Here is a 17,874-nt window from a genome sequence, read left to right as displayed (position 1 = left end):
CTAATTTTAGATTATAGATTGCAGCGTTATATTATAAAAAAGATGCCTTAATCATCGTATTAAGTTGATCTGCAAGTAGAATTATAAAAGTTTCGACTTATTTGTTGACAAGTTTTTTGATTTGATGAAGCTGTACTCATCGATTCATGCATGCTTTTTAAAATATAATTATTCATACAGGATTTTGTTATGAGCAAGCAGGCTAACTTGTCAAAAAAGTACAGCATATTAAGCAGAATTAATACAAAACTTAACTCTGCAGTGATTTTATCAAATGTTATCATTGCTGTCGGGCTTGTTCCTGCGCTCATGGGGCCCATAGGTGCTCGTGCTGCCACGGTCACATGGATAGGCAGTGGAGTTAACTGGTCTGACCCGACAAACTGGAGCACCGGAACCTTACCGGGCAGTTCCGACGATGTCATTGTCTATTGGACAGGCCAAGGAACGGCTCAGAGCGGGCCGCAAGTAGACCATGATGTTACGCTTAAAACGCTCACGGTCGGTGGCGACGGATTGAATGGCCGGGTAGGTTTCGCACATGGCCAACAGGCAGTGCTAACAGTCAGTGGTGAAACGATTTTACAGGGAGGGCCCTTTGTTGCCTGGATCGAAGTTGACCAAGCGACTGGGGCATTTCACGCTAACGGTGACATCACTATTTCCAATTTAGCTGCCACCACGACTGACCCATCCGTTGCGTTAAACGTAGAAAACGGCGGGCAGATGCAGGTCAATAACAACGCGATCATTAAGGTTTCAACAGTGGCCGGCGCACGTGGTGCTTTCACGATTCAGGACCAAAATAGTTACGCTAGCGTTGCCGAGATTATCGGTGGCCATGCGGGGCACGCCTCAGTTAACGTTGTAACTAACGGACAGCTTGATTCCGGTAAAGTCACTTTGGGTAACTTAGCGGGCTCAAATGGACGCGGGCGTGTTCAAGATTCTGGAAAGTGGAATCTCTCTGATGAATTAATCGTAGGAAATGCTGGCACGGGGCTGATAACCATCGCTTCGGGTGGGCAATTAACTCTCAACGATACTTCGAAAAATATCATAGTAGCCAGTCAATCCGGCAGTACGGGAACTCTGGCGATCGGTAGTGCGCCCGGTGATAGCCCCACGACAGCGGGCAAGTTGGTCGGCAACGTAAGTTTTGGGAGCGGAACCGGCAACATACTGTTTAATCATAGCGATACGCAGTATGTTTTCGATTCGTCGATTACTGGCGCCGGTACGATTGACCATAATGATGGTGCCACAAGGTTAACTGCTGATAATAGTTATACCGGTCTCACTAATGTTAATGGCGGCACGCTTTTGATTGACGGAAACCATTCGCAGGCTACGGGTCAAATTAATGTCGGCGCTGGTGGCTCATTGGGCGGTAAAGGGACAGTTGGCGGCGACGTGGTTATCGCGCAAGACGGAGCTCTTTTTTCACATGTCGATGGCGCAGTTTCTAATGCTCTGACAATTAATGGAAATCTCACGGCAAGTTCCGCTTATCTATATTACAACTTCAATAGTTCCACTGGCGCGGTCGTAAATAATCTGGAAATTAATGTTAAGGGCACCGTGGACGTGTCTAATGCCAAAGTTTCCATCATTTCGGACACGCCCTTGGTAGCGGGTAAACACCATCTATTGAAGTATAATTCCAGCATAAACAGTAATGGGATCAGCCTCGTTGACGACGAAGGCGGTAAATATGCATTGAAGGTCACCGATGGATCGGATCCAACAGACCCTTCAGTGTTGGAATTAATTAGCACGGTAGGCGTCTCGCTTCGGTTTTGGGACGCAATCAATCATGATAACGGCAAGGTGGATGGCGGTACTGGCACTTGGCAGGCTGATGGAACCCTTAACAATTGGACGACTGATGATGGCGCCACAAATGGCGCATATACGAACGATAGTTTTGCTGTCTTTGAAGGAACCGCAGGTACAGTCACAGTAGATAATTCAAATGGTGTCATAACAATCAAGGGAATGCAGTTTATTACTGACGGGTATGTTGTACAGAATGGCACGCTGACCCTCGACAATGGAGTTAATAATATCCGCGTGAATGCTGGCGCCACGGCGGGGATCAGTTCTGTTTTGGCTGGTTCGGGCCAGTTAGTGGTGACTGATCCAGGCACGTTGAAGCTCTCGGGCGCGAATACCTATAGTGGTGGTACCGTCGTGAATGCGGGCATTCTCAATGTTGTAGCTGATAATAATTTAGGGGATGCGTCCGGTGCGGTAGAAATCGGTAGCGGCACATTGCAATTTGGTGCAGGTTTGACATCAGCTCGCGCTTTCAGCGTTGTGCACGCCGATAGTTCTATCGACCCAGAAAGCAACAGCGTAACGTTGAGCGGTGCCATATCGGGCGACGGGGTGCTGAACAAGCTGGGTAGCGGTATGCTCGTTCTTTCGGGTACAAACACCTATAGCGGTGGTACTAACATTAAAGCTGGGAGCATAAGCATTGCGAATGATAGCAATCTTGGTGCGGCAACTGGAAACCTGACATTCAGCGGTGGCAGCCTTGTTGTTACATCAAATACAACTTTGGCCCGCGACATTATTTTGAGTTCGGCAGACGGTAACGTTGACACTCAAAACAACCAAGTAACTATCTCTGGGTCTATTTCCGGTGAAGGGGCTTTAATAAAGAATGGTGCGGGAAGTCTTACTCTTTCCGGCATTAATACCCATTCTGGCGGAACCACGATCAAAGAGGGCACGCTTTTTGCTTCGAGTGATCAAAACCTAGGCGCTGCAAGCGGGGTTTTGACCATCGACAATGCGATCTTCGAAGCCTCGGCTAATCTGACGATAAGCCGCCCAGTCGAGTTGGTAGGAACCGCAACAATCGACAGCGGTGGCAATCAGGTGCAGATTGATGGAGTGATCTCTGGCGATGGGCAGTTGGTAAAATCCTTTGCAGGCGTTTTGACGTTGACGGCGGAGAACACATTCAGCGGTGGATTAAAAATTATCGCCGGTTCGGTCAGCGTGTCGAGCGATAAAAATCTCGGGGCAAGTTCGGGCAATATTACACTTAGCCAGGGTGCGCTCGTAACGTCCGCAGACTTTTCAACTGATCGTAATATTATATTGGAACCTGGGAGAGGGTTCTTGGTCCCCTCTAACCACACAGCAACTTATAATGGAGTAATAAGTGGTGTTGGCGCCTTGGATGTCCAGTTACAGGGCACCGTGATACTTACAGGCGACAATACTTATACAGGTAGTACTGACGTTAGTGATGCTAAGTTGCTTATTAACGGAGATCAAACCGCCGCAACAGGGGACGTTTCTGTAATAGGCAGTGGTATACTTGGAGGCAAGGGGACCATTGGAGGTTCTGTAACAGTTGGCGCCTCGGCTAAATTACTGAGTTTCGTCGATGCGAATGACGCAGGACATGCTCTCCATATTCGTGGGGATTTGACGGCGCAGAACTCGACCCTTGAATATGATTATGGCCAGTCTGGACAGCTTAATATTCTTGCGGTTCAGGTGGCAGGTGACATCGACTTAACAGGCAGTTCGATCGATGTCACAACAACGGGACAAATGGCTGCTGGCGTGCATCACCTGATTGATTATCAGGGAACAAAGCACGGTACCGACCCGATATTGGGTAACGTACCGGATAACAATTATTCGCTTCGCTTCACGCCGAACGCGGTCGATCTGATTTATACGGCCGGAGCTCAATTACGTTTCTGGAACCCTGGTGGCAACGGAGCTCCAATTGTCGGGGGTACAGGAACCTGGCAGGTAGCTGGAAATCTCGATAACTGGACTGATGAACAAGGGTCAGTTAACGGCAATTATAGCAACAATAGTTTTGCTGTTTTTGAAGGGCAGGCGGGCACTGTGACGGTTGATAATTCGAACGGCGCAGTCGACGTTACCGGCATGCAGTTTATAACTGATGGCTACATTATTACAGGCGATGCAATAACGCTTGCAGCGGGAAATAATGATATTCGTGTCGGTGATGGTACACCGCATTCTTCTGCAACCACCGTCGCCACCATTAATGCAGAACTCACGGGCGCCGGTCGCGTTCAAAAAACTGATGCCGGCATCCTTATTCTTAATGGTCAAAATACATATATGGGGGGAACTGCCATCAATGGTGGAACTTTGCGGGTTTCTGATGACCACAATTTGGGCGATGCGTCTGGCGATGTCGCTATCGGAAAAGGCAAACTTCAATATGCTGCAAGTTTCGACACGAACCGAGCCATCTCAGTGCTGGATGCAAACAGTACAATAGATACTCAAAATTTTGATGCAGGTTTGAATGGAGCAATCAGCGGAGCTGGCGGTTTGGTCAAACTGGGAAGCGGAGAGCTTTCACTTCATGCAGCCAACAGTTTCGTGGGACGCACTATTGTGCAAGAAGGCACTCTGTCCCTCGCTGGGGCTGGAACACTGGACAGTTCGGCAGGTGTGACAGTCGATGGAAAGTTGTCAATTGAAAATATTGCTGGCAATGAAACCACGATTAATGATCTTGATGGGGCTGCAGCGGGCCAGGTGGTTCTTGGCTCGAAAAATTTGACCATAGCCAATGGTCAAGGCAATGAATTTGCTGGCGTTATTTCAGGTGACGGGCAAGTCCATCTGGCTGCAGGATCTCTCATCTTCACTGGTGATAACACCTATTCCGGTGGAACGGTGATTGATAGCGGTGCCGCTCTTCAACTTGGCAATGGGGCTGCTAATGGCAGTGTTGCAGGTCCGATCCAGCTTGATGGTACCTTTGACGTCAAGAAGTCAGGGGATGTCACGCTGGATAATAAATTCACTGGGAGCGGCACACTTAATCTTGATAATGCCACAACCACGACCCTTCTCACCGCGTCGCCTGACTTTGCAGGAACAACCAATCTTCGCTCTGGTCAGTTGATCGTTGACGTGGTCCATGGTGGCATGGTGAACGTTGCTGCAAACACCGTCCTGTCTGGTACTGGCACGGTCGGTGGTGTGCAAAATTACGGCACCGTCAAACCAGGGAGCGATGACGCTTTCGGAACCCTGACTGTCGCAGGAAATTATGAGGGCGATAATGGAACTTTGCTGATTAAAACAGCACTGGGAGCTGACGATTCAAGCAGTGACATGCTTAAGATCACCGGCGATACATCCGGTAACACCAATGTTGTGGTGCAGAATCGCGGCGGATTGGGCGCACAAACCAATCAGGGCATACAAATCATAGATGTTGAGGGAGAATCCCACGGCGCATTTCGTCTGAAAGGGGATTTTCTCACCCATAGCGGTGAACAAGCGATTGTTGCAGGCGCTTATGCCTATACATTGAATGAAGGTACCAGCGGCGCGCAGGACGGTAATTGGTATCTGCGTAGTCAATTGAGTGATCACCCGCATCCGACGCCGCCGCAGCCTCACTATAACCCTGCCACACCGCTTTACACTGCATATGGTCAGGTATTGGATAACCTCAACCAGAGCATGATCACATCCTTGCGCGCTCGCGTTGGACAGCGGTTTCATGCCAATGGTTTAGCGATGAAACCGATTGAGGAAGGGTCAGCAGACCTCGGCAATCCGAGCGTTATCTGGGGACGGATTGACATGGCACATAGCCGGTTCAAACCTTCCGGATCAACGACCCGCAACGAGATTGAGCAAGATACGTGGCGGATGACGGCAGGAGTTGATGGCCAGTTGCTGGCGGACGAAGCTGGAGAAATGTATGGTAGCATCTGGTTGAACTATGTATCTGATAATGCGCGAGTGGGCTCTCGTCATGGTCGCGGCAAGCTCGTTACCGATGGTTATGGTCTGGGTGGAGCACTGACCTGGTATGACGAAAACGGCTGGTATCTTGATGCTCAGGGACATTTGACTTGGTATCGGACAGAATTTGAGTCACACGATACTTTCACGTCGGTTGTAGATCGCCGAAAAGCCTTCGGTTACGGTCTCAGTGCCGAAATCGGACAGGAATTTAAGGTTGATGAAAATTGGTCGGTTACGCCTCAGGCGCAGCTCAGCTACTCCTCAGTGGATCTCGACTCTTTCGTGGACGCCTATGAAGCGCATGTCTATCTGGACAGCCGGGACAGTCTCGTGCTCCGTGCAGGGCTGGCGGCGAATTATCGAAACCAGTGGCACAATGATGCCGGACGTCTGGAAAAGCTCGACGTCTTCGCCATTGCAAATGTTTATACCCAGTTGCTTTCGCAGTCTCAGGGCGTAAACATCAGCTCGGTACGGTTTGATACCGGTAAAATGGGTCGTAGCTGGATGGAAGTGGGCGCTGGCGCTACTTATCTATGGCCAGAATCCGGAGTTTCCCTTTTCGGAAATGCGAGTTTCGCTACTGCCTTTGAAGATGCTGGCGATAACTACCGCCTTGGCGGAAAGGTGGGGCTGAAAGTAAACTGGTAAGCCCCCCATTCTGAGATTGATAAACCCGCCTTTGGCGGGTTTATTATTGCCGCTTGCAAAGCCGGTTTTTGAGATGCCAAATACTATGGTTGCTCATCCGAGCCGGGAAAGGCTCCGCTATCTGGATTCAGGATTCCGTCTAAAATGCGGCGCGTAACATGCCAGCCATTGCGGTGATGGACGCTTAAAATTTCACGCAATAGGTAGCCTTGGCGCTGTTTTAAAGCATCCAATATTTGCTCGTGTTCTAATACCGCACGCGTCCAACGTTCTTGAACCTGATTTCCCGTATAACGATAACGGCGAACCCGGGCAGTTTCGGCTTTATAAATGCGTGATAGAACCGGATTGCCCGCGCAATCAATGATTTTTTCATGAATGGCCTGGTTGAGATGGAAATACTCCATCAAAGCGCCATTTCGATAGGCATTGACCATTTGGTGATGCAGGGTTTCGACCTCTGCAATCATGGCATTACTTGCGTTCAAACAGGCCTGTTCTGCACCGACGCTTTCCAATCCGATCAATACTTCAATCGTGGCTTCAACATCTTCAGGTGAAATGCGATTAACGGTCGCGCCGCGGTTCGGCTCGATCGTCACAAGCCCCTCGCCTTCCAGAATCTTGAAAGCCTCGCGCAATGGTGTGCGTGAGACGCCCAAACGTTCCGTTAAGACGCGCTCATTTACTCTGCTTCCTTCGGCTATCTCTCCGGTTACAATGAGATCACGAACATGATTGGCCACATAGATGGAGCGTTGGCCTCGGGGCCATTGAGCGGGCGACAATTGGTTTAAGTCCTTACGATTGAGGTTGCATGCAAAATGCTATGACATGGCTTATAATAGGCAAATTTCTTGACAAGATAAATAGATTGCATGCAATATTAGAAAGGTTGGCCCGAGGGCGCGTGTGGAGGAGCTGGCGACAGAGGGGAGTTCGGGTAGCCAAGGGAGGCGGATTCCGGAAAAATCTATTGCATGCAATTCCGCGAGGCCGATTTCGCGCGGTTAAAACGCTTGGCGAGACGCGGCAGGGTGAGCGTGCGGACACATGAATATTAAGCGAGAGTTGAAGCACTAAACATGAATTATCACCGTTATTTTGATAAAGCCCACAAGCCGGTTGAGACCTGTATTGTCGGCACTGGCGGTTTTGGCAGAAGTTTTCTTGCGCAGGGATTGCGCGTTCCGCTGATGAATGTACGCGTTGCGGTTGATATCGACGCAGAACGCGTGGTCGCTGCCATGCGTGAGGTGGGTATTCCGGCGGATCAAATCAGGATTTGCGCGACCGCGGAAGAGGCCCGGCAGGCATGGGATGCGGGGCTTTATATCGCCGCGACCAATTATGCCATTGTGTGCGGTCTACCTCTTGACGTTTTAGTGGAAGCGACCGGCCAGCCAGAGGCGGGCGCGCGTCACGCCCGGCTTGCATTGGAAGCAGGGCACCATGTTGCACTGGTTTCCAAGGAAGTGGATAGCGTTGTCGGACCGGGACTTGCAGCTTTTGCAGAAGCGAATGGCAAGGTTGTAACGCCGGTTGACGGTGATCAGCCCAGCTTGTTGATTGACCTGATCACCTGGGCCGAGCTCTTGGGCTTTGAGATCATTGCAGCTGGAAAATCGAGCGAGTATGATTTTGTTTGGAATGCAGAAAAAGGTACGCTCACTAGTAATGGTGTGACAATTTCCGCGCCAGATTTCGGTCAATTTGATCGACTTGGTGATCGCGATTGCGCAGATATTGCCAAAGGTCGTTCAAGCGCTGCTGCTGCGCTGCCGCAGCGTGCGGTGCCTGATCTTTGCGAATTATCTGTTGTTGCCAATGCCACCGGTTTTGGCCCGGACATAGCCGAGCTTCATGCGCCCATAGCTCGGATCAGCGAAGTGCCAAGCATGCTTTGTGAAAAGGCTGATGGCGGTATCCTCTCGGGCACGCGCAAGCTTGATGTATTCCACTGTCTGCGTGATCCGGATGAAATTAGCTTTGCTGGCGGTGTATTTGTCGTTGTTCGATGTGAGGACGCTGTAACTTGGCGATTGTTAGAGGAAAAAGGTCACATTCTCAGCCGCAATGGTAAAGTCGCGATGATCTATCTGCCCCGTCACTTGCTGGGGCTTGAGGCTGCAACGAGTGTGTTATCAGCAGGCATCCATAATGTGAGCACGGGCGGCCTCAAGGCGGCGCATCACGTTGATCTGGTTGCCTATGCGGACCGGGATTTTGCAGAAGGCGAAGTGCTGACAATGGGGGGCCATCACCACAATATTGAAGGTGTCTCAGCGCGCATTATACAAGGAAGTGCTTTGAGTGACGAACGGCCAGCACCGTTTTATCTCGCATCAAACCAAAAACTAAAGCGCGCGGTTAAGGCTGGCAGCTATATTCTCATGGGTGATCTGGAGCACGCGACGAATGGGGAGCTGATTGCCTTGCGTGAAAAACAAGATCGTCATTTCTATCCAGCTTGATTGAAACGGGCGCTAAAGCGAACCCTATTAATTGCGGGCGCCGTCACGACGCCCGCTTTCAATGGCTAAAGAGCAGCGTTTAGCAGATCCAGTGCAGCTTGTTTGGTAAGTTGAATTGGGTTGCCGCCAGCGGTGGGATCGACGATTGCCATTTCAGCAATCAGGTTTTTGCGATCCTGATCCAATTCAAGACCTTTGATTAATTCGCTCAGTGAATTGGGCACGCCGACTTCGCTTCGCAGAGCCATGATCGCTGCAATAAACCCATCAAATCCGCCTGCAATGCCGAGATAATCTGCAAGTCGTTCAATGCGTTGCTCGATCGCTATGCGATTATGTTCAAGCACATAGGGCATAAATACCGCATTGGTCATGCCGTGATGGCTGTTGTAAAGTGCACCGATCGGATGTGAGAGCGAATGGATCGCACCCAGTCCTTTTTGAAAAGCGGTTGCGCCCATTGCGGCAGCGGCCATCATATTTGCACGCGCTTCAATATCGTCACCATTGGCATAAGCTTTTGGTAAATTTTCGAATACGAGCCTAATACCTTCAATAGCGATACCATCGGCCATTGGGTGATAGCCCGGGGCACAATAGGCTTCCAGGCAATGGGCGAGTGCATCCATGCCAGTTCCGGCTGTGATGAGCGGGGGCATACCGGTGGTAAGTTCTGGATCGGCAATAACCGTTACTGGTAGCATTTTGGGGTGAAAAATCACCTTCTTGGTTTGGGTCTCTTCATTGGTCAGCACGCCAGCGCGACCAACTTCTGAACCCGTTCCCGCTGTTGTTGGAACGGCAATGATAGGAGCAATGGCATTGCTATTGGCGCGTGTCCACCAATCGCCAATATCTTCAAAATCCCAGACAGGCCGGGTTTGTCCCGCTTGAAACGCGATTAATTTTCCCAGATCAAGCGCCGAGCCGCCGCCAAAAGCGATGACGCCATCATGCTCCCCAAAATTGAAAATTGCAACACCGGCATAAAGATTGCTTTCAACCGGATTGGGTGTGACATCGGAAAACACTGCATATTGAACGCCTGCCTTATCAAGCAGATCAAGGGTTGAAGCGACAACAGGCAGTCCGGCAAGGCCCGGATCGGTTACGAAAAGCGGCTTTTCAATACCGGCTGCTTTCAACACTTCAGGCAGTTCTTTGATGCGGCCGGGGCCAAAAAGCACAGTGGTTGGAAAATTCCATTTTGCGGACAATGTGGTCATATTGCTAGCTTCCAATTCAGATCAGATCTTTTCACGCAGGTGGAAGGATTTTGGCCGGGTAAGATTTCCATAACCAATGGTGGAAAGAGCGGCACCTTTGCCTGTGTCCTTAACGCCGGTCCATACCAGTGCCGGATCGAGATAATCGCAGCGGTTCATGAATACAGTCCCGGTTTCGAGCTGCTCACCTAAAGCAGCAGCATGATCGACATTGCTGGTCCACAGCGAAGCGGTCAGTCCGTAAATACTGTCATTCATCAGCGCTAAAGCTTCTTTGTCATCGCGTACTTTCATAATGCCGACAATGGGGCCAAAACTTTCCTCGCGCATCACGCTCATCTGATGGTCGACATTGGTGAGGACTTCGGGCGCAATATAGGGAGAGCCAGCCACATCTTCGCCGACACTCATATTGATATGCGCTTTGGCACCTTTGCGAAGCGCTTCGGATTTCTGCTCACGGATAAGATCCGCAAAACGCGCCTGCGCCATAGGCCCGAGGGTCGTCGTCTCATCTAGTGGATTTCCGACCACATATTGTCTGGTAAGATCGACAAATCCGTCCACAAAACGGTCATATATGGCTTCATGAACATAGATGCGTTCAATGCCGCAGCAGCATTGGCCTGAGTTGAAAAATGCACCGTCCACCAGATTGGCAATCGCATGGTCGAGATTGGCATCAGGCAACACATAGGCGGGATCTTTACCGCCCAGCTCCAGCCCCAGCGTCATAAAAGTTCCGGCGGCGGCTTTCTCGATTGCGCGTCCGCCGCTAACGGAACCGGTAAAGTTCACATGATCAATCCGGCCCGATGCAAGCAGTTTTTCCGTCGAACTATGGTCGAGCACAATATTTTGAAACACGCCTTTAGGAAGACCGGCCTTTGCGAAAGCCTGAGCAAAACGTTCACCGGTCAAAAGCGTTTGTGTTGCGTGTTTGAGGATCACACTGTTACCAGCCATTAATGCCGGGATAATAGTGTTTACAGCGGTCAGATAGGGGTAGTTCCATGGTGCAATCACCATGACAACCCCAAGCGGTACATGCTTTACATAGCGGCTAAACCCGTCCTTTCCTTCGGGAATATAGGGCTTTAAGGCAGTCTCCGCGATGTCGATCATATATTGACCGCGTTCCTGAACGCCGCCATTTTCGCCGCCATAACGTGTGGGCCGGCCCATCTGCCAGGCAATTTCAGGAATGATTTCATCCTGCATGGAAGCCAATGCATCAAGTGCGGCTCGACAATAATTTGCGCGCTCTGGGATCGACAGTTGGGCCCACTCCCTCTGCGCTTGCCGTGATGTCGAGACCGCCGCATTGATTTCGGCTTCGTCCGCATATGGACGCTCCGCATAGATCGAACCATCAATGGGAGAAATGATCTTTGCCGTGGCGCTCATCAGTTTTTCCTTTGCATGAAATCAGCCTGTCTTAGTAGCGCTCGAACCCGCGATGCAGTTCCCAATCGGTTACGCGGCGGTCATATTCAATCTGTTCCCAATGGGCGGTGTGAACATAATGGTTGACCACATCGTCCCCGAACGCTTCTCGCAGAAAAGCGGATTCTTTGAGCGTCACCGTTGCCTCGCGAAGCGTATAAGGAATGTCTTTTAGCTGCACATCAGCATAGGCATCGCCTTCAAAAGGCTCTTCCAGTTCAAGATTGTCGTCGATACCTTTCAGGCCAGCGGCAATTAATGCTGCGAAAGCGAGGTAGGGATTGAGGTCGGCCCCGCCGATGCGGCATTCAATACGGATGGCCTTGGTGCCTTCGCCGCAAAGTCTAAAGCCGGCAGTGCGGTTATCTTGGCTCCACATGATTTTGGTCGGCGCGAATGTGCCGGCCTGGAAACGCTTATAGGAATTGATATAGGGTGCGAGAAAATAGGTATAATCAGCGGCATATTTCAGCTGACCTGCCACCCATGAGCGCATTAGCGGGGTCATGGTATATGGGGCTTCCGGATCGAAAAAGAGTGATTTTTTGCCGTCTGCACTCCATAGCGAATTATGCACATGGCTGGAACTTCCGGCTTTGGTGTAATCATATTTTGCCATGAAAGTGATGGATTTGCCGTGTGCCTCGGCAATTTCTTTCATAGCGTTTTTCATGATCACATGACGGTCCGCCATTTCCAGCGCTTCAGCGTAACGCACATTGAGTTCTTGCTGCCCTGGACCCCATTCGCCTTTGGAATTTTCAACCGGAATTCCAGCTTTTGCCAGATGATTGCGCATGGCGCGCAATACTTGCTCTTCCTTGGTGGTGAGATGGATCACATAATCCTGAATATAAGGCGAGGAAGTTTCAAGATCTTGCCAATGTTTGGCGCGGGCGCTTTTATAGGTTTCATCAAATATATAAAACTCAAGTTCGGAAGCAAAATAGGCGCGGTATCCGCGCTCGGTCAGCCGTGCAAGCTGCTTTTTCAAGATAGCCCGTGGCGAATGGGAAAGATCTTTGTGATCACTATGATCGAGCACATCACAGAGTACGATGGCTGTTTTTTCCAGCCACGGCGTATAGCGCAAAGTGCTCAGGTCCGGTTTTATGACAAAATCGCCATAGCCCTTGTCCCAGCTTGCAGCTTCATAGCCTGCTACCGGCTCCATATCGATATCATCGGTTAGCAGATAGCTGCACCCATGCGTTTCTTCATAGCCCGATTCCACAAAGAATGGTGCATAGAAACGTTTACCTATCAGACGGCCCTGCATGTCGACAAAACATGCGAGAACAGTATCAATTTCGTCGTTTGCGACGGCCTTTTTCAATTTATCGAAAGTCAACGGTTCGGCCATGTAATGCTTCGCTCCTCACGGGAAGAAAACTGAGGGGCGCCGCGCAGCTTGGCGCGGCGCTGTTTCGTCAGGCGTAGCGGTAAGGTGCGCCAGCGTCGCGCATGGTTTGTTGATATTTTTTCAGAATTTCTACCACACGCGCATTGCGTTCGCTTTGCTGGGCAATTTCGTCCCAGAATTCCATGGCAGCGTCTTCAACCTGTTTCCATTCAGCTTCCGGAATGGTGGTGAGTTCCAGCTTACCGCCAGTTGTGCGGTAATGGGCTTCACCCCACCAATACCAATGCTGGCGATAATAATGCGAGGAATCCATGGCCAGTTTGAACAAGGTTTTAAGATGTTCGGGAACAGCTTCCCATTTTTCGGTATTGGCGAAATAAGAACCCGCCCAGGCGCCATTGATATTATTGGTGAGATAGTACTTGTTGATGTCAGCCCAACCGACCGTATAGACCTCGGTCGCGCCACACCAAGATACCCCGTCGATCTCGCCGGTCTGGATGGCAACTTCGATGTCTTCCCAAGGCAGAGTAACAGGAACAACACCAAATTTAGTCAGAAAACGCCCGCCGGTAGGGAAGGTGAAAACTCGTAGCCCCTGCAAATCCGCAACACTGCGGATCGGCTTGGTTGTAACGAAGTTACATGGGTCCCACGCTCCAGCGCTTAGCCAGGTAACGCCCGGAATTTCGCTATAGGCTTCTTCCCAGATTTCGTTAAGTCCATACCAGTTGAAAAGAACGGGCACATCGAGACTATAGCGTGATGCGAAGGGGAAATACGCTCCAAAGACCGCGACATCAACCGGTGAAGCCATGGAATCATCGTCGCTCTGAGCAGCGTCGATGGTTCCCGTCTGCACCGCACGGAACAATTCGCCCTGCGGCACGAGCTGATCGGCGGTGTAAAGCTCGATTTCCATTTCGCCATTGGCGGCTTTGTTAAAAGCGTCAATCGACGGCTTAATGACATGCTCGGCCAATGCTGGTCCGGCATAAGTTTGCAGACGCCATTTGATTGGGCTTTGCGCTTTGACATAGGGCGCCGCAAGTGTGGTGGCACCCAGTGCTCCAACCCCAGTCAGGCCAGCTTTTTTGAGGAATTCGCGTTTATTAAGCTTTATTTTCTGGCTCATGCTCATTCTCCCGTTTGATTTAGAGTTCCCTTTTGCATTGATGCTTGGTCTGGCCGTTATCGGCTCTTGTGACCCGTTTGTTATGCTCCCTCATCGTCCGCTGTACCAATTAGGGAGCCACATCGCGATTTGGGGGAAAATCATCAAAATGATTATGGTCAGCACCATCAGCAGGAAAAATGGCACGATAGATCGGTAAATATCGCCCAGCGTGACTTCCTTGGGTGCTAACGCTCGCATTATGAAGAGATTATAACCAAATGGCGGTGTGATATACGCGATCTGGCAAGTGATCGTGTAAAGAATACCAAACCAGATTGCATTGAAACCGAGGCTTTTGACCAGAGGTATGTAAAGCGGCGCGACAATGACCAGCATGGCGGTGTCGTCCAAAAACATTCCCAACACAATGAAGGACAAAAGCATCAGGATCAAAATTGTCCAAGGCGACAGATCGAAAGTGCCAAGCAAGATTTTTTCAATCGCCTTCACTGCGCCCAACCCGTCATAGACCGACGAAAAACATAGTGCCGCAAGAATGATCCAAAGAAACATGCAGGTAACAGTCAGCGTATTGCGCGTTGTTGTCTCCCACACATTTTTGGTAAGCCGACCTGTGCAAAGCGCCGCCAATGTTGCCAGCAAAGCGCCTACGGCAGAACTTTCGACTAGGCTGGTAACGCCGGTCAAAAACAGACCCATCATCGTGCCGAAAACCAAAAGCGGCAAAAGGCCCATCCGCAACAGCGAAAAGCGCTGTCGCCATGTGATTTGCTCTAGCTCTTCTTGTGGCAAACTAGGCCCGAGCTCTGGCCGCAGACGGCAGCGTATATAAATATAAAGGGCGAAAAGGCTGGCCATGAGAATGCCGGGGCCTATTCCTGCCAGCCATAATTGCAGCACAGGCTGGCGCGCAATCATTGCATAAAGCACCAGCACGACGCTGGGCGGGATCAGAATGCCCAGCGAGCTGCCAGCCTGAATGACGCCCGTCACCATAACTTTATTATAGCCGCGCTTGAGCAATTCCGGCAGGGCGACCGTGGCCCCAATAGCCATGCCCGCAACGCTCAGCCCGTTCATACTAGAAATCAGCACCATCAGGCCGATTGTACCAAGCGCCAACCCACCCCGAATTCCGCCAAACCAGACATGAAACATACGGTAAAGATTGCCCGCAATGCCGGATTCAGACAGCATGTAGCCCATGAAAACAAAGAAAGGCACGGTGATGAGCGGATACCAATTCAAGACCTGAAAAGTGGCATTGAAGGGCATTTCAAATGAGCCTTTGCCCCAGAGGAGCAGGGCGGCAAGTGATCCGACAAAGCCGATGACGCCAAACACCCGCTGTCCGGTCATCAGCAGCACCATCATGGTGGCGAACATGAAAAGGGTGATGAATTCCGAACTCATACGTGATGCCCCTCTTCAATAGCAGGGCCAGCAATGGTGTTGATTGGTCGTCCGCGTAATGTCGCCCAATCTTTGAAGAAATTTGAAACGCATTGAAGCAGAAGCAGGATAATTCCCACTGTCATAATCGTCTTGATCGGCCAGAGTAGTGGTGCCCAAGCGGTGTAATTTTTCTGATTATAAACAATGGCATAATTGGTCGATGATATGCCTCCTGCCACCATCACGCCGAGATAAAAGATGATGAACAGGATTGTGATCATATCGGTGATCACCTTTTTGCGTGGGTTGAGGCGATCAAAAAACAGATCCATGCGCACATGCGCACCCTGCTGCATGGCATAGGCACCCCCCAGAAGATAATAGGCAGAGAGAATGAATTGCGACATTTCCAACACCCAATTCACGGGTGCGCCAAGCGCTACACGGGAAAAGGTGGAGTAGAGCAGACATGCGCCAAGCGCGAAAAATAGATACATCGCGAAACGTCCGATGTAATAATTCATTGCGTCGACATATTTGACAAATAGTCTGATCGGCTTCGGCATATTCCGCTCCTTCAGCCTTTCTGTCCGGTGGGATCGTGAGAAGAGCTTTCCTCATCTTGCGATGCGATAGATGGCTCTAGCTTTTGAAAAATTGTTGCAAGCCTATCGGCCCAGTCTTTTTGCTGTGCGGCAGAGGCGATTTCATCATTGCGCAGCTCCACCATGACGCAAGGCGCATTACGGGGGCGTGCGTGGCGCTCCAATGTGTAATAAACTCGGTCGGCCGGTGAATAGGGTTGGTTTACGCCGACATTGATTGATTTATCCTGCTTTAAAGCCTCAATAAGTGGCCGCGCAATGCGATCATCCTCGTCATGGATAATGCCTATTTCCCAAGGACGTTGAGTGCCAAGATATGCGGGAGTGAACGAATGGATTGTGACAATCCATGATGGTTGCCCTTGCGCACTCCGCTTCGTGATAATCTGCTCAATACAGGCGTGAAATGGCGCATGAGATAGCTCAATCCGCTCTGCTCTCTCAGAGGAGCTGAGCGCCTGATTTCCGGGAATCAAAGTTGCTTCACTGGTTTCAGGGATCAGATCCGGAGCCTCAAGTGACCGGTTGCAGTCAATCAGCAGGCGCGAAAGCTCTGCTTCAATTACGCAAGCATTAAGCGAATCGCCCATTTGCCGTGCAACTTCCACAGCGCCCGGATCCCACGCTATATGCGCGGTCAACTCGTGCTCGTTAAGGCCCAGCTTGTCGAACCTGTCGGGTATAAAATGGGAAGCATGTTCACATACAAAGAGATAGGGACTTATTCCGCCCTCATTCGTAACGGTGACAGCTTTTGGCCATAAAAGATTATCTGCACGATCATCTCGATCATCCACCATTTTGTTGTTCCCCGCGCTGTAACTTATGTTACGTTTTTTCACTTTATGCGCTAATATGGATTATTTGATACGCATAGAATAACTTTGTCAAACAGAATTTAATTGAAAGTCGAAAGAGCGGGCTGAATGGAAAAACCAGTATCGGTAAAGTCCGGCGTGGCGGAACTCATCAATGAGATGATAGACACGATGCCCGCGGGCGAACGCAGCGCGGCGCAGACGCTGATTGCCAATTATCCCATGTTAGGTCTTAAAACAGTTGCAGAGTTTTCCGCACAATCTGGCGTGAGTTCGCCGACAATATTAAGATTTGTTAGTCGGCTTGGCTTTCAAAGCTATGCTGATTTTCAAGAGCGGTTGCAGGACGAGTTATCGGCGCAGCTCCAATCGCCTCACAATAGAAATTCTCGACGCGGTAAGGTGACAAATACTGCTCATCCCGGCGTCGCGCATACGCTTGATAATATACGGGAGACGTTTCGGCACTTAGGCGAGAAGCAACTGGGCCAAGTTGTGTCCGCGCTGTGTAATGCAAAAGGGGACGTCTATTTGGTTGGAGGTCGATTTACCGATCCTATAGCGCAATATATGTCGGGGCATATGTCGATCATTCGGCCACGTGTTTATCACTTGTCGGGTCAGGAAAGTATCTGGGTGGATCGCCTTTTGGATATGGGCAGACGCGACGTTTTAGTGGTTTTCGATATTCGCAGATATCAAGATAGTTTGCTGCGACTGGCTGAAAAAGCAAAAAGTCGCAATGTTGAGATAATTCTCATAACCGACCAATGGCTTTCGCCCATCGCCCGGGTTGCAAGGCATGTGCTCGCTGGTCGGGTGGCGGTGCCATCAGCCTGGGATTCTTCGGCTGCACTTTTTGTGCTGGCGGAAACGATCATCCGCGATATGACCAGCGTATTGGAAAAGGGCAGTGCTGCCCGCATTGCGGAGTTGGAAGCGTTACGATGATCCTTGGCGGCGCGTGATCAAGCCGC

At 50.4% G+C, this 17,874-nt stretch carries 11 protein-coding genes; 3 read left to right on the top strand and 8 right to left on the bottom strand.

Features of this window, described 5'->3' with window-relative positions; translation table 11 throughout:
- Window positions 1–189: 189 nt before the first annotated feature.
- The gene (locus tag C7374_RS07175) at window positions 190–6,432 is read left to right on the top strand and encodes an autotransporter outer membrane beta-barrel domain-containing protein (RefSeq protein ID WP_111574918.1); all 6,243 of its coding nucleotides are present in this window, start codon (window positions 190–192) and stop codon (window positions 6,430–6,432) included.
- A gap of 83 nt (window positions 6,433–6,515) precedes the next feature.
- On the opposite strand, the gene C7374_RS07170 is transcribed toward C7374_RS07175, so the two are convergent.
- Complete coding sequence (locus C7374_RS07170; protein WP_111574917.1) at window positions 6,516–7,220, bottom strand: GntR family transcriptional regulator; 705 nt, start codon at window positions 7,218–7,220, stop codon at window positions 6,516–6,518.
- 297 nt (window positions 7,221–7,517) lie between these two features.
- Here C7374_RS07170 and C7374_RS07160 point away from each other — a divergent pair, with 297 nt between their 5' ends.
- Complete coding sequence (locus C7374_RS07160; RefSeq protein WP_111574915.1) at window positions 7,518–8,906, top strand: NAD(P)H-dependent oxidoreductase; 1,389 nt, start codon at window positions 7,518–7,520, stop codon at window positions 8,904–8,906.
- Between the two features lie 65 nt (window positions 8,907–8,971).
- Here the strand turns inward: C7374_RS07160 and C7374_RS07155 are convergent, their stop codons facing one another.
- From C7374_RS07155 to C7374_RS07125, 7 genes are all read right to left on the bottom strand, one after another.
- The gene (locus C7374_RS07155) at window positions 8,972–10,132 is read right to left on the bottom strand and encodes an iron-containing alcohol dehydrogenase (protein WP_111574914.1); all 1,161 of its coding nucleotides are present in this window, start codon (window positions 10,130–10,132) and stop codon (window positions 8,972–8,974) included.
- A 21-nt stretch (window positions 10,133–10,153) separates the two neighbouring features.
- Window positions 10,154–11,539, bottom strand: a complete 1,386-nt coding sequence (locus C7374_RS07150) for an aldehyde dehydrogenase family protein (protein WP_111574913.1) — start codon at window positions 11,537–11,539, stop codon at window positions 10,154–10,156.
- A 31-nt stretch (window positions 11,540–11,570) separates the two neighbouring features.
- A complete protein-coding gene (locus tag C7374_RS07145) occupies window positions 11,571–12,941 on the bottom strand; it encodes a glutamine synthetase family protein (RefSeq protein ID WP_111574912.1) in 1,371 nt (456 codons plus the stop codon).
- Window positions 12,942–13,008: 67 nt separating this feature from the next.
- Complete coding sequence (locus tag C7374_RS07140) at window positions 13,009–14,076, bottom strand: TRAP transporter substrate-binding protein (protein ID WP_111574911.1); 1,068 nt, start codon at window positions 14,074–14,076, stop codon at window positions 13,009–13,011.
- 90 nt (window positions 14,077–14,166) lie between these two features.
- Window positions 14,167–15,492 carry a TRAP transporter large permease gene (locus C7374_RS07135; RefSeq protein ID WP_111574910.1) on the bottom strand — a complete coding sequence of 442 codons (1,326 nt, stop codon included), beginning with the start codon at window positions 15,490–15,492 and terminating at the stop codon, window positions 14,167–14,169.
- Complete coding sequence (locus tag C7374_RS07130) at window positions 15,489–16,040, bottom strand: TRAP transporter small permease subunit (RefSeq protein WP_111574909.1); 552 nt, start codon at window positions 16,038–16,040, stop codon at window positions 15,489–15,491. The genes C7374_RS07135 and C7374_RS07130 overlap by 4 nt, the downstream gene beginning before the upstream one ends.
- A gap of 11 nt (window positions 16,041–16,051) precedes the next feature.
- The gene (locus C7374_RS07125) at window positions 16,052–16,879 is read right to left on the bottom strand and encodes an N-formylglutamate amidohydrolase (RefSeq protein WP_111574908.1); all 828 of its coding nucleotides are present in this window, start codon (window positions 16,877–16,879) and stop codon (window positions 16,052–16,054) included.
- 126 nt (window positions 16,880–17,005) lie between these two features.
- Between C7374_RS07125 and C7374_RS07120 the strand changes: the two genes are divergently transcribed.
- The gene (locus C7374_RS07120; RefSeq protein WP_111574907.1) at window positions 17,006–17,848 is read left to right on the top strand and encodes a MurR/RpiR family transcriptional regulator; all 843 of its coding nucleotides are present in this window, start codon (window positions 17,006–17,008) and stop codon (window positions 17,846–17,848) included.
- Window positions 17,849–17,874: the final 26 nt, after the last annotated feature.

It is taken from the genome of Falsochrobactrum ovis, from assembly GCF_003259955.1.
Lineage (GTDB): Bacteria > Pseudomonadota > Alphaproteobacteria > Rhizobiales > Rhizobiaceae > Brucella > Brucella ovis_A.
Note: the sequence above shows the minus strand (reverse complement) of the source record. Positions and strands in the feature narration are given on the sequence as shown.